Origin of the sequence: Paraburkholderia lebeckiae (assembly GCF_014201005.1) — a bacterium.
GTDB lineage: Bacteria > Pseudomonadota > Gammaproteobacteria > Burkholderiales > Burkholderiaceae > Paraburkholderia > Paraburkholderia tuberum.
Genome location: NZ_JACHDK010000001.1, coordinates 264660 through 276349, shown reverse-complemented (window position 1 = coordinate 276349; position 11690 = coordinate 264660). Strand labels below are relative to the sequence as shown.

Genomic DNA, 11690 nt, shown 5'->3' with positions numbered 1-11690 from the left:
CGGGGCTTGAGCGCGATGGTCGCTAAATGGCGCGACCGATTAACGCGTGTCGTTTTTACCGATGTCATGGGCGGGACACAATTGACGCGCCCATGGCTTCGACGCTTTACGCGTATTCGGTCAGCGCGCCGCGCATCTTCTTCATCGCGCTGGCTTCGATCTGGCGGATACGTTCGGCCGACACACCGAACTCGTCGGCCAGCTCGTGCAACGTGGAGCCACCCGAGCCGTCGTCGGCCACCTTCAGCCAGCGCGCTTCGATGATGCGGCGGCTGCGCGGATCGAGCGCGTCGAGCGCGCTTGCGATGCCGTCGCTTTGCAGCCGGTCGCGCTGACGCGAAGCCAGCACGGCTGTCGGTTCGCTATGCGAGTCGGCCAGATAGGCGATCGGCGCGTACGACTCTTCACCGTCTTCGACCTGACCTTCGAGCGCGATATCGCCGCCCGACAGACGCGTTTCCATCTCCGCGACCTCTTCGCGCTTCACGTTCAGCTCCTTCGCGAGACCGTCGATCTCGTCCGGCGTGAACGCGCCAAGCCCCTGCTTGTGGCTGCGCAGGTTGAAGAACAGCTTGCGCTGCGCCTTGGTGGTGGCGACCTTCACCATGCGCCAGTTGCGCAGGATGTACTCGTGGATCTCGGCCTTGATCCAGTGCATCGCGTACGACACGAGGCGCACGTTTTGCTCTGGATCGAAGCGCTTGACCGCTTTCATCAGGCCGATGTTGCCTTCCTGGATCAGGTCGGCGTGCGGCAACCCGTAACCGAGGTAGTTACGCGCGATGGACACGACGAGTCGCAGGTGCGACAGCACCAGGCGGCGCGCGGCCTCCAGATTGTCGTGTTCGCGCAATTCGGTGGCGAACTGGCGTTCTTCCGCCGGCGTCAGCATCGGAATCCGGTTGACCGCCTGGATGTAGGCGTCGATGTTGCCCAGTTGACCGGACAGCAGCGAGGAATGCGAGAGCGCCAGTGCACCTGCCGGAGCGGCCTTAGCCGACGACGGGCTCAAAGTACTCGGAAGGGTCATTGCATGGCTCACGTGTGAAGCTCCTTTGGAATCAGACAATAGCGTACTCAGTAAACGACTCCAGCGATGGATGTTAGCACTCAGATCTGCCGAGTGCTAATACTTAGAGGTCGCAGGGGCATCCGAGTTCCAGAAAAACCTATTGAGTTTCAACCTTTGATAGCCATCATACGCTCTATTTGCCTTGTGCGTTGGACCTGTACAAAGTACCGTAGTTAGCCATTGCTGACTAATTATTGACTGATATTGCCAAGATTAAAAGAGAATAGTTGCTTATCGTTGACATTATCTGGGAGATACTTGCTCAAGAATTTGTCCTTGAAATAAAGGGAGCCCTCGCTTAACACTCGGCAGCATGGGGGCGGATGAACAAGGAAAATCTTGTGGTGCGTGGGCTTACTCTAAAAGGCACGTTTGCCGTTCTGCTCGTTCTGCTATTGGGCGCGGCGGGCGCGTCCCAAGCTGGGCAGTTCGGCGTGCAGGTGGCCGCCGGCGTCGGCGATCATCACGTCAGGGCGCTCGATCTCGGCGCGGTCTGGGATCCAAACCTGACCTGGTGGCAGATCGGCGACTGGCATTTCGCGCTGATCGGCGAGGCGCACGTCGCTTGGTGGCACACCAATGAAGGAAACGTTCACGACAACATCGGCGAGATCGGCGTGACGCCGGTGATCCGCTTCATCAGGTCGTCGGGTTCGGTGCGGCCATTCATCGAGGTGGGTGCCGGCGTCCGGCTGCTGACCAGCCCGCGTATTTCTTCCGACTTCACGTTGGGCATCGCGTTCCAGTTCGCCGAGATGGCGGGCGTCGGGCTGCAGTTCGGCGCTCGTGAGCAGTATGTCGCCGGCTACCGCTTCCAGCATGTCTCCAATGGCGGTATCAAAGAGCCGAATCCTGGTATAAATTTCAGCCAGCTATATTTGCAATATCACTTCTGACCGTGGCCGCCTGCGGCTCGCGGTGTTCGAGGGGCTCTGCAATGGCGGCAAAGATGATCGAAGCGATTCGCGGGCTCGAGCGAGAGCGTTTTCGCGCGATGGTCGATGGCGATGGGCAGTCGCTCGACACGCTGCTCGCGGACAACGTGAGCTACGTCCATACGAATGGCAAGCGCGAGACGAAACGGCAGTTCATCGACGGGATCACCGCGGGGCGCCGTCGTTATCGGCAAATCGAGGTGCAGTCGCAGGATGTCTTGCCGGCCGGGCGTGAGACCTACGTCGTCACGGGCCGCGCGCTGATCGAGATGGAGGCGAACAACGGCGCGCTCCTGTTTCCGATTGCCTATACCGCGATTCACACGCACGAAGACGGGCAGTGGCGACTGATCGCGTGGCAGGCGACGCGTTGCGCGCTCGAGTGAGATTTTCATCGCGCGGGCGAGCCTCGTGAGCGCGTCTCCGGCGGCAGCGGAATGCGGGTGTGCACTCCGCTGCCGCAGACTCGAGGCCCAACGCGATTCACACGGTCGCGCATTCGCCAGCTTTGTCGCGGCTGTTTGCGCCGTGCTCGTCTACATCGGCATCCGTGTCGCGCGCCTCGCACGGGCCGCGCATCGCCACTTCTGCCGCATTCGGATGCCGCGCCGCCACCGGAAGCCGTGTGCACCGTTCCGCCACGCGCCTGATCTCGCGAGATCCGAGAAATCCAGACCGCTATCGATACCTATCGCGTCGAGATTCATCGCGACTGTGACGAGATCGACGTTGCCGGTGCGCTCGCCATTGCCGAACAGACAGCCTTCGATGCGATCCACGCCCGCCAGCAGCGCGAACTGCGCGGCGCGTGCGTTGGCCTGTCAACCCGCGGCCGTCAGGCCGCCGTCTTCGCGATATCGACGATCAGCTCGACCTGCCGCTCGATCGCGCCAGGCACCGGCGCTTCGCCGCGCAGCACGGCGTCGATCCAGGCGGCCGTGGTCGCCGCGTCGCGCGCTTCGGGCAGCTCGACTTCGGGCGCATCGGGCGACGAGCGCGAGTGCGGCAGCCGCGTCTCGCAGATGCCGTCATGCAGCCAGTCGACCTGCACCTGGCGGCGCGTATCGGCGACCGCCTCGCCTTCGGTGCCGCGCGCGAGCAGCGCACCGCCGACGGCCGCATCGGGATGCGTGACGAACAGCTGAGCGAGACTGTCGCGATATGGCGGATGCGTGTAGTTCACGAGCCGCAATCCCGCGGGCGCGAATGGCTGCAGCAGCTTCACGAGCGTATGCGTCGAATTGCGCACGCCCATGCGCCGGCGCAGCGCCAGCAGGCGCGCGAGCTTGGGCGCCAGTACCTCGATCGAGGCGAACGCGACGCGGCGCTCCGCAAGTGCAGTTTCGATCTGCGTGTGCGACTGCGCATGGGCGATGCGCAGATGTGTGAAGATTTCCGCGCTCGTCACCCGACCCGGATCCTCGGTGACGCCGTGCACCAGCACCGGCACGCCTTCGCGGGCGAGCAGCAGCGCGAGCAGCGGCACGAGGTTCGGCTGCTTGCGCGCGCCGTTGTACGACGGAATCGACACCGGCCGAAACGCGCCGTGCGGCAGCCGCACCGGCTCGAACGATGTATGCGCGGCGGCCAGCATCGCGGCGAGTTCGTCGGCGGTTTCGCCTTTCACGCGATACGCGAGCAGCACCGCGCCGAGTTCGAGATCGTCGACGCGGCCGTCGAGCATCGCGGTGTAGAGCGAGCGCGTGTCGTCGGCGGTCAGCGCGCGGGCGCCATTCGGGCCGCGGCCGATTTCCTTGATGAATCGGGCCCAGGGGAAGGGGGAAGTGGTATCGGTGGAGTTGGTCATCGTGCGCAAGAGGCGGGTGGCGTGCCGCGCCTGGCGGTTCGCTACGCCATTCGGGGAACAGTTCGGTGTGAGTATCGCATCTATGGCGAGCGGGCGAACAGCAACGAAGCGGGCACGCAGTGGCGCGCGACGGGCCGCCTGACGCGCACCCGCGCCGTGCCGCGCGTTACACTCGATGTTTCTCGCCGCCTCGGCGGCGCACATCGGAAAACGGAGAACGGGATGAGTTACGTATTTGCACCCGCACCGCAGGTCGCGGTGCCGGTCGTGGGGTCGAGCGAGCAGTTCGCGGTGCGCCGCATCTACTGCGTGGGGCGCAACTACGAGGCGCACGCGCGGGAAATGGGCCACGACCCGGACCGCGAGCCGCCGTTCTTCTTCACGAAGCCGGCCGATGCGATCGTGTACGTCGCGCCGGGCACGACCGGCGAATTCCCGTATCCGTCGCAGACCGGGAACGTCCATTTCGAAATGGAAATGGTCGCGGCGATCGGCGAGGGCGGCAGAGACATCCCCGTCGACCGCGCGCTCGACCACGTCTACGGTTACGCGCTCGGTCTCGACATGACGCGCCGCGACCTGCAAGGCGAAGCGAAGAAGATGGGTCGTCCGTGGGATACCGCCAAGGGCTTCGATCACTCGGCGCCGCTCGGCCCGATCCATCCGGCTTCGACGGTTGGTCACATCGGCAAGGGCGAGATCTGGCTGTCGGTGAATGGCGAGGACAAGCAGCGCGCGGATGTGTCGCAGCTGATCTGGTCGGTGGCCGAGACGATCGCGTATCTGTCGACGCTGTTCGAACTGCGGCCTGGCGACCTGATTTTCACCGGCACGCCGGAAGGCGTCGGCGCCGTCGCGAAGGGTGACCTGATGAAGGGCGGCGTGGACGGGCTCGGCGAGTTCAGCGTGCGCGTCGTCTGAGACGGCTTGCGTGCAGGTGGAGGAGGCAGACAACATGAAGCTCTACAGCTATTTCCGTAGCTCGGCGTCGTATCGCGTGCGCATCGCGATGAACGTGAAGAACCTGTCGTACGACTACGTACCCGTGCACCTCGTGCGCGAAGGCGGCGAGCAGCTGAAGCCCGAGTATCGCAAGATCAACCCCGACTGCATCGTGCCGACGCTCGCCGTCGACAGTCATTTGCTGGCGCAGTCGCTCGCGATCATCGAGTATCTCGAGGAGACGCATCCCGAGCCGCCGCTGCTGCCGAAGGCGCCGCTCGATCGCGCGTATGTGCGCTCAGTGGCGCTGCAGGTCGCGTGCGAGATTCATCCGCTGAACAATCTGCGCGTGCTGCGCTATCTGAAGCACACGCTGCGAGTCGACGACGACGCGAAGGACGCGTGGTACCGGCACTGGATCGACGCGGGCTTCGCGACGCTGGAGACCCATCTTGCCGGCGACGCGCGCACCGGCAAACTGTGTTTCGGCGACGCACCGACACTCGCCGACGCGTGCCTGATTCCGCAGGTATTCAACGCGCAGCGCTTCAAGGTCGACACCGCAAAGTTTCCGACGATCCAGCGCATCTACGATCACGCGATGCAACTCGATGCGTTCGCGCGCGCGGCGCCGGGCGTGCAGCCGGACGCGGAGTGAGCCCGGGATCGCTGACACGTCGACGGCAGCTTGAAACGAAAAAAGGGCGCTCCGCGGAGTGCCCTTTTCCTTTGGTTCGCCGCGAGCGCCGAGCGCCGCAACGATCACGCGATCAGCCGCCCAGTAGCGCGTCCGAGAACTCCTCCGCGCTGAACGGCTGCAGGTCCTCGACCTTTTCGCCGACGCCGATGAAATACACCGGAATCGGCCGCTGCCGCGCGATCGCCGCAAGGATGCCGCCCTTCGCGGTGCCGTCGAGCTTGGTGACGATCAGGCCGGTGAGCCCGAGCGCGTCGTCGAACGCCTTGACCTGTGTGAGCGCGTTCTGGCCGGTGTTCGCGTCGATCACGAGCAGCACTTCGTGCGGCGCGCCGTCCTGCGCCTTGCCAATCACGCGCTTCACCTTGCGCAGTTCTTCCATCAGATGCAGTTGCGTGGGCAGGCGGCCGGCCGTGTCTGCCATCATCACGTCGATCTTGCGCGCGCGCGCGGCGCCGACCGCGTCGAAGATCACCGCGGCCGGGTCGCCGCTTTCCTGCGCGACCACGGTCACGTTGTTGCGCTGGCCCCACACCGCGAGTTGCTCGCGCGCGGCGGCGCGGAACGTGTCGCCGGCGGCGAGCAGCACCGATTGGTCAAAGCTCTGCAGATGCTTCGCGAGCTTGCCGATACTCGTGGTTTTGCCCGCGCCGTTGACGCCGGCGATCATCATCACGAGCGGCTGCGCGCGGCCGAGCATCAGCGATTTTTCGAGCGGCTTGAGCAATTCGACGAGCAGTGTGCGCAAGGCGGTTTTGACCTGCAGGGGGTCCGTCAGGCGTTCGCTGCGCACTTTCTCACGCAGCGCTTCGAGCAGGAATTCGGTCGCCTCGACGCCGGCGTCCGACATCAGCAGCGCGGTTTCGAGATCCTCGTACAAGTCCTCGTCGATCTTCGTGCCGACGAAAATGCCGGTCAGGTTCGAACTGGTTTTCGCGAGGCCGCTCTTCAGGCGCGTGAGCCAGGAGCGCTTCGCGCCGGCGTCCTGGACGGGCGGTGGGACGATTTCAACGGTATTGAGCACGGCGTCTGACGGCTCGGGCTGCGGCTCGATGATGGTCGTGGCCGCAGGCGGAACGAGGGGCGCGTTAGGCTCGATGGGTTCGGCAGGCGCAACGGGTGTGGCCTCGGCCTCGGGTGTCGCGCCGTCTTGCGCCGCCAGCGATTCGTCTGCGGCGGTATCGGACTCTTTCGAGCCCTTGAATCGTTTGAAAAAGCTGAACATGATCTGACGTATGGGAGAGCGCGCCGATGCGCGCAGCCGGCACGGAACCGGCGAAGCGGTGGGCAGCACCGGGATGCGAAAAGGCGGGGCGCTGGCAGCCGCACATTTTATCAGGCGTGCCGCGGCGCGTCGTATCGGCCGCTCGGCCAGGCTGGCCGCGCGCCACCCCTGTGGTAACGTGAGCGCTCCGGCCCGCGCGCATCGACGCCGCGGGCGTGTTCATCACCTAGCTGAAACTGCACGATACTGCATGCCTCGTTTAGCATCTTCACGCGCCGCTGGCGCTTCGTCCAAAAGTGGCAAACCGCATGCCATTCGCATCATCGGCGGCGACTGGAAACGCACGCCGCTGCCCGTGCTCGATCTGGACGGCTTGCGCCCGACGCCCGACCGCGTCCGCGAAACGCTGTTCAACTGGCTCGGCCAGCGTCTGGACGGCCAGCACTGCCTCGATTTGTTCGCTGGTAGTGGGGCGCTCGGCTTCGAGGCCGCGTCGCGCGGCGCCGCTCGCGTGCTGATGGCGGAGCGCCATGCGCGCGCTGCCAACCAGTTGCGCGCAAACCAGCAGCGGCTCGATGCGCGCATGATCGAAATCGCCGAGGCGGACGGCCTGCATCTTGCGGCGAGTCTCGCGCCAGGCTCGTTCGACGTCGTGTTCCTCGATCCGCCGTTCGATGCCGACCTGCTCGGCAAGGCGCTCGCGGTGGCCGTGCCGCTCGTGCGCGCCGACGGCTATCTTTATGTCGAGGCCGGCGAAGCGCTCGAACCGGCCGCTCACGAGCTGCTGTCAGGCTGGAAACTCGTGCGGCAGGGCAAAGCGGGCGCTGTGCACTTTCATTTGCTGCAGCGCGAAAATAAGGAATAATGCGCGTTCCAAAAAAGGGCCGGGCGGTTTATCGTCATCCGCGCCGGTGCGAAATGTGTCGCCCGGACGTGCCCTTTTGTCTGAAGAGAGGAGAAGTCTCATGGTAGTCGCCGTGTACCCGGGCACGTTCGACCCGCTGACGCGCGGTCACGAAGACCTCGTTCGGCGCGCGTCGAGCATTTTCGACACGCTGGTGGTGGGTGTGGCCGACAGCCGTGCCAAGAAGCCGTTTTTCACTCTCCAGGAACGCCTCGCGATTGCGCACGAGGTACTCGGCCACTATCCGAACGTCCAGGTGATGAGCTTCAAGGGGCTGCTGAAGGACTTCGTGCGGACCAACAACGCGCGGGTGATCGTTAGGGGGCTGCGCGCGGTGTCGGACTTCGAGTACGAGTTCCAGATGGCGGGCATGAACCGTTATCTGCTGCCCGATGTCGAGACGATGTTCATGACGCCGTCCGATCAGTATCAGTTCATCTCGGGCACGATCGTGCGCGAGATCGCGCAATTGGGCGGCGACGTCAGCAAGTTCGTGTTCCCGTCCGTCGAAAAATGGCTGAAGGAGAAGGTCGCTTCGCTGGATTCGCAGGACGGCGCTCAGGGGACGTGAACCTGAGTCGCGCGAATGCCGGTTTTGACGGATCAAGACCGGCCAGGCATCGGTGATCGGCGCCAGGTGCATCAGTCGGCTGTTCCAAGTAATGTTGGCGAGCTGTATTGGCGGCGAACGTCGATTCTGTCGTTACACACGGGCATCGGTGTATTCGATGGTTCGCGCAAGCTGTGATGTCAATGATGATGCGAAGAACAAGAATCGTCTCTTCATCGCAAACGGGGCGATCATCAATAGTCACGCCGGCTTGTCAGGTTCCTACGGAACCCTATCCGGAAAAAGTCACGACTGCCGTGGGCGCTCGAAGCAGAGCTCGCGGCCGAAAACTCGATCCGGTGTCCGTTCAGTGTTGCGGCCGGCGTCCAGCAGCTTCGCGACGACGCGAATAACCACCAAAAGATTTTCAACGTCAATGCCATGTACGAGTTGTGCCGGGTGAAGCTCTATGCCGGCTGGCGGCATTCGCAAAACGAAACGGGGTTGATCGATACGGGCGTGGGCAATCGATATACCTTTGTCCAATTCGCCGAGTATGAACTGACGAAGCGCACCAGTACGGTACGACGGATTTCAACAGGGTGACAGGTGCCGCATACGTGGAATTGCCGTGGCGGAGCAACCAGACGGGCATTGCAATAGGAATGAGGAGTTTTTCCTAACCGGATAGTGCCGGCTTAACCGAAGCAGAACAATGTCAGCTTCCCTTTGCGGCTTTCGTGAACGCCTCTGCAAGTTTGTCGAAGTGCCGGAGGGCCGCGGGCGTCAGCTCGACCTGTTTGCGGCGAGCGTCTTCGGTGTCGTTGAGCAGGAGCCAGCCCTTTTCGCGCATTGACGTGATACGGGCATGCAAGGTAGCCGGCGACCCCAGCGCACTTTGGGCCATCATGTCTCGAACCGACAGGCGTTCGTTTTTTTGCCTCATGCGAGCGACGAACTCCAGGATCTTTTCTTCGAGCGGATCGAGCGCGGGAAGTGAGGGAAGACCTCGCAGTGCTTCGGTCAATTGAAGAAATCGAAGATAGATATCAGCAGGGCGGGCCATGACCATCGCTCCAACGAAAACGCCGCTCACCCGAGCGCGAAAAGCGAACCTTGATGCTGCCCAGCGACAACCGGGCTTGCCTATTTTATCTCCATGTCCAGCTTACGTTCGCATTTGCTCCCGGTCGCGGGCACGGGCATCGCGTTCGCGTTCGCGCTGTCGCTCTGGATCAATCACGAAGTCTTCACGCACATCGAGTTCGTCCGGGGCGTGGACTGAATCTACCTGCCGTCAGGAGTCAGACTATTGAGCACCTTGCTTCAGGGGGGGCGATGGCGCAATTGGCTTGCTATTAGCGAGCTTGCTCGTCGACCTCTTCTATTTCTTCCCGTACGACCCTATGCTGTCAATCGCCGCCGGAATCATCGCTACGGTGGCGCCGTATGCGGTGTATCGCCAAAGCTTCTTCTTGATGCGTGGCGGCGATTCGTCCTGCGCGCTCAGCGTACGGCCTCGTACTCCTTTGCACGGGTATAAAAGGAAAAAGCAGGTTGAGCATGGGCTTTTGCCGTTATGCAACCGATCAACCGTAACCGACCGGTCGGCGCGAGCCAGAAAACCGGTCGGTCCGGACAGCGCGTTCCACGCGAACCATTTCTCTCAGGTTTGGCCGTTACAAAAACTATAACGATAAAGTCTCGCGTTGGCAAGGTTCGTGCGGGTGATCAGCTCGAGCCGTCGCTGGAGGATGATTGGCTGCTTTCCGAAGGCGGATTCAACCGGTCGTTGCAACACTATGATCATCGATCAAGTGGCGAAGGCTGTAGGCCGCTACGTGCCCGTAGAGGATCGGCCAATCTACCGCGAGTAGCGGAATCGTTGGGTCTTTCCGACACCAGTACGCAACAAACCGCGCCCAGCCCCCGAGAAACATTCCGTTGCCAGAACTCAGCAGACACGGAGGGCGAGCGACAGGCGGAACCAGCATCCGCGGCATTCCTGCCGCCAGGGTTTCAAGGGCGTCCGACGATTCGTGTGACGCCAGCAGACATTGGAGCCACCCAGTCTTTCCAAAGCAGCGCGCCTGACGAAGTCAGGAAGCGCCCCCAATCTTGTTTCGCAGCCGAGCAACGCATCTTGAAAGACGGGATAGCACGCGAGCCATGCAGCAGGCGGACGGCCTACTGGTCGGCGTGCCGATAGCGACCGGTTCGTCTGGATAGCGCGTTCCGTTCCAGCCTGTTCTCTCAGGTTCATCGCTATAAAAAGCATATCAATATGGATGCATGCTCTGCACGCTTGTCGGGCCGGGCATAAAGCTATACATGGGTTTTCGGTCGCGTCGCGCAGAACTTGAGCGCCTCGCGAAATTTTTTCCGTGAGCGTCACGATATCTGTGACCGAAAGCCTGCTGCTTGTGCTCGCGGAACGCCATACGGGCACGCTATGATGCATTCGGCAAAAGCAACCGAGGATGGCTCGCCGCAATGTCTAGCTTACGTTTGCATTTTTGGTCGATCGCTGGGACCCTGATCGCGTTCCTGGCGTCGCTGTGGATCAATCAGGAGGTGTTTGCGCACACGTCTTTCGTGCGAGGCGTCAACTGGATTTTCCTGCCGTCTGGTGTTCGGCTTCTCAGCACGTTGCTGGTTGGGTTTGATGGTGCAATCGGCCTGCTGCTTGCCGGACTGATTACAGACCTTCTGTACTGGTTTCCGCATGACCCGGTGCGTGCAATAGCAGGCGCTTTGCTTGGGTCACTGGCACCATATCTGGTCTACCGGTTTGCGCTCGAGTATTTCGATCTGCGCGCATCGCTGACGAACCTGACGCCGAAGCGGCTGCTTGTTCTGGCTGTCGCCTATTCGGGAGCAAATACGCTGTTTCACCACCTGTGGTTCGCGCTGGCCGGTACGACGAAGAACTGGTTCGAAAGCTTGTTCACGATGTTTGTGGGAGATCTCGCCGGCGCGCTAATCATTCTGTATGTGATGAAGGCACTGCTGGCCTTGTTGCCGAAACAGCCCGGCAATTCCCCCGTGTCGAATGGCATGTTCAGCATCCAGTTGGCGTTGAACAGCGCATACGCCAACCAGTTTGCGACGAAGGCTAACTGGCCGAGAAGCGCAGCCGTCCATGATCCTGGCGCGGGATTGCGCGGCCGTGCGAGGTCGAAAAAGCTATAATGTGTTGTTTTGTCTAGGAAAGTGGGTGGCAGAATGGCCCTGATGATTACCGACGAGTGCATCAATTGCGACGTCTGCGAGCCCGAGTGCCCGAACGACGCGATTTCGATGGGCTCGGAAATCTATGTGATCGACCCGAAGAAGTGCACCGAGTGCGTCGGTCATTTCGACGAGCCGCAATGCATTCAGGTGTGTCCGGTCGAGTGCATTCCGCGTGACCCGAACCACCTGGAAACACCCGAAGGTTTGATGGCGAAATATCACGCGTTGCAGGCCGCCAAGGGCACCTGACGTTCGCGGGTGACGCGCAAAAAAAACGGCGAAGGCCTGCGGGCCTTCGCCGTTTTTTTTGGGGGCGACGTTTCC

At 62.2% G+C, this 11690-nt stretch carries 13 protein-coding genes and 1 pseudogene; 9 read left to right on the top strand and 5 right to left on the bottom strand.

Features of this window, described 5'->3' with window-relative positions; genetic code table 11:
- Positions 1–106: 106 nt before the first annotated feature.
- On the bottom strand, positions 107–1042 hold the full coding sequence (rpoH, locus tag HDG39_RS01215) for an RNA polymerase sigma factor RpoH (protein WP_184002570.1): 936 nt from the start codon (positions 1040–1042) through the stop codon (positions 107–109).
- A 353-nt stretch (positions 1043–1395) separates the two neighbouring features.
- Here rpoH and HDG39_RS01210 point away from each other — a divergent pair, with 353 nt between their 5' ends.
- Together HDG39_RS01210 and HDG39_RS01205 are read left to right on the top strand one after the other, a co-directional pair.
- On the top strand, positions 1396–1968 hold the full coding sequence (locus tag HDG39_RS01210) for an acyloxyacyl hydrolase (protein ID WP_184002568.1): 573 nt from the start codon (positions 1396–1398) through the stop codon (positions 1966–1968).
- Positions 1969–2009: 41 nt separating this feature from the next.
- On the top strand, positions 2010–2393 hold the full coding sequence (locus HDG39_RS01205) for a nuclear transport factor 2 family protein (RefSeq protein ID WP_008921685.1): 384 nt from the start codon (positions 2010–2012) through the stop codon (positions 2391–2393).
- 196 nt (positions 2394–2589) lie between these two features.
- On the opposite strand, the pseudogene HDG39_RS01200 reads toward HDG39_RS01205, so the two are convergent.
- Together HDG39_RS01200 and ybiB are read right to left on the bottom strand one after the other, a co-directional pair.
- Positions 2590–2813, bottom strand: a pseudogene (locus HDG39_RS01200) (hydroxymethylglutaryl-CoA lyase-like TIM-barrel protein); the annotation flags it as partial.
- A 29-nt stretch (positions 2814–2842) separates the two neighbouring features.
- Positions 2843–3814, bottom strand: a complete 972-nt coding sequence (gene ybiB / locus HDG39_RS01195) for a DNA-binding protein YbiB (RefSeq protein WP_184002566.1) — start codon at positions 3812–3814, stop codon at positions 2843–2845.
- A 222-nt stretch (positions 3815–4036) separates the two neighbouring features.
- Here ybiB and HDG39_RS01190 point away from each other — a divergent pair, with 222 nt between their 5' ends.
- Together HDG39_RS01190 and maiA are read left to right on the top strand one after the other, a co-directional pair.
- The gene (locus HDG39_RS01190; protein WP_184002558.1) at positions 4037–4735 is read left to right on the top strand and encodes a fumarylacetoacetate hydrolase family protein; all 699 of its coding nucleotides are present in this window, start codon (positions 4037–4039) and stop codon (positions 4733–4735) included.
- Positions 4736–4769: 34 nt separating this feature from the next.
- Positions 4770–5414 carry a maleylacetoacetate isomerase gene (gene maiA / locus HDG39_RS01185; protein ID WP_184002556.1) on the top strand — a complete coding sequence of 215 codons (645 nt, stop codon included), beginning with the start codon at positions 4770–4772 and terminating at the stop codon, positions 5412–5414.
- Positions 5415–5526: 112 nt separating this feature from the next.
- Here maiA and ftsY read toward each other — a convergent pair whose 3' ends face one another.
- Positions 5527–6678, bottom strand: coding sequence for a signal recognition particle-docking protein FtsY (ftsY, locus tag HDG39_RS01180; RefSeq protein ID WP_184002554.1), 1152 nt, complete (start codon positions 6676–6678; stop codon positions 5527–5529).
- Between the two features lie 250 nt (positions 6679–6928).
- Here ftsY and rsmD point away from each other — a divergent pair, with 250 nt between their 5' ends.
- Positions 6929–7543: a 16S rRNA (guanine(966)-N(2))-methyltransferase RsmD gene (gene rsmD / locus HDG39_RS01175; RefSeq protein WP_184003206.1), complete on the top strand. Its 615-nt coding sequence runs from the start codon at positions 6929–6931 to the stop codon at positions 7541–7543.
- A gap of 100 nt (positions 7544–7643) precedes the next feature.
- Positions 7644–8153, top strand: coding sequence for a pantetheine-phosphate adenylyltransferase (coaD, locus tag HDG39_RS01170; RefSeq protein WP_018419336.1), 510 nt, complete (start codon positions 7644–7646; stop codon positions 8151–8153).
- Positions 8154–8850: 697 nt separating this feature from the next.
- On the opposite strand, the gene HDG39_RS01165 is transcribed toward coaD, so the two are convergent.
- Positions 8851–9198 carry a transcriptional regulator gene (locus HDG39_RS01165; RefSeq protein WP_026225587.1) on the bottom strand — a complete coding sequence of 116 codons (348 nt, stop codon included), beginning with the start codon at positions 9196–9198 and terminating at the stop codon, positions 8851–8853.
- Between the two features lie 93 nt (positions 9199–9291).
- Between HDG39_RS01165 and HDG39_RS35565 the strand changes: the two genes are divergently transcribed.
- The 3 genes from HDG39_RS35565 (at position 9292) to HDG39_RS01155 (ending at position 11615) form a co-directional block, all read left to right on the top strand.
- A complete protein-coding gene (locus tag HDG39_RS35565; RefSeq protein WP_311664661.1) occupies positions 9292–9417 on the top strand; it encodes a hypothetical protein in 126 nt (41 codons plus the stop codon).
- Positions 9418–10625: 1208 nt separating this feature from the next.
- Complete coding sequence (locus HDG39_RS01160; RefSeq protein WP_260327475.1) at positions 10626–11324, top strand: hypothetical protein; 699 nt, start codon at positions 10626–10628, stop codon at positions 11322–11324.
- Between the two features lie 33 nt (positions 11325–11357).
- On the top strand, positions 11358–11615 hold the full coding sequence (locus HDG39_RS01155; protein WP_184002552.1) for a YfhL family 4Fe-4S dicluster ferredoxin: 258 nt from the start codon (positions 11358–11360) through the stop codon (positions 11613–11615).
- Positions 11616–11690 lie beyond the last annotated feature (75 nt).

Coding starts and splice junctions, on each gene's coding strand:
- HDG39_RS01210 (WP_184002568.1), top strand. CDS start 1,396: ATGAACAAGGAAAATCTTGTGGTGCGTGGGCTTACTCTAAAAGGCACG.
- HDG39_RS01205 (WP_008921685.1), top strand. CDS start 2,010: ATGGCGGCAAAGATGATCGAAGCGATTCGCGGGCTCGAGCGAGAGCGT.
- ybiB (WP_184002566.1), bottom strand. CDS start 3,814: ATGACCAACTCCACCGATACCACTTCCCCCTTCCCCTGGGCCCGATTC.
- HDG39_RS01190 (WP_184002558.1), top strand. CDS start 4,037: ATGAGTTACGTATTTGCACCCGCACCGCAGGTCGCGGTGCCGGTCGTG.
- maiA (WP_184002556.1), top strand. CDS start 4,770: ATGAAGCTCTACAGCTATTTCCGTAGCTCGGCGTCGTATCGCGTGCGC.
- ftsY (WP_184002554.1), bottom strand. CDS start 6,678: ATGTTCAGCTTTTTCAAACGATTCAAGGGCTCGAAAGAGTCCGATACC.
- rsmD (WP_184003206.1), top strand. CDS start 6,929: ATGCCTCGTTTAGCATCTTCACGCGCCGCTGGCGCTTCGTCCAAAAGT.
- coaD (WP_018419336.1), top strand. CDS start 7,644: ATGGTAGTCGCCGTGTACCCGGGCACGTTCGACCCGCTGACGCGCGGT.
- HDG39_RS01165 (WP_026225587.1), bottom strand. CDS start 9,198: ATGGCCCGCCCTGCTGATATCTATCTTCGATTTCTTCAATTGACCGAA.
- HDG39_RS35565 (WP_311664661.1), top strand. CDS start 9,292: ATGTCCAGCTTACGTTCGCATTTGCTCCCGGTCGCGGGCACGGGCATC.
- HDG39_RS01160 (WP_260327475.1), top strand. CDS start 10,626: ATGTCTAGCTTACGTTTGCATTTTTGGTCGATCGCTGGGACCCTGATC.
- HDG39_RS01155 (WP_184002552.1), top strand. CDS start 11,358: ATGGCCCTGATGATTACCGACGAGTGCATCAATTGCGACGTCTGCGAG.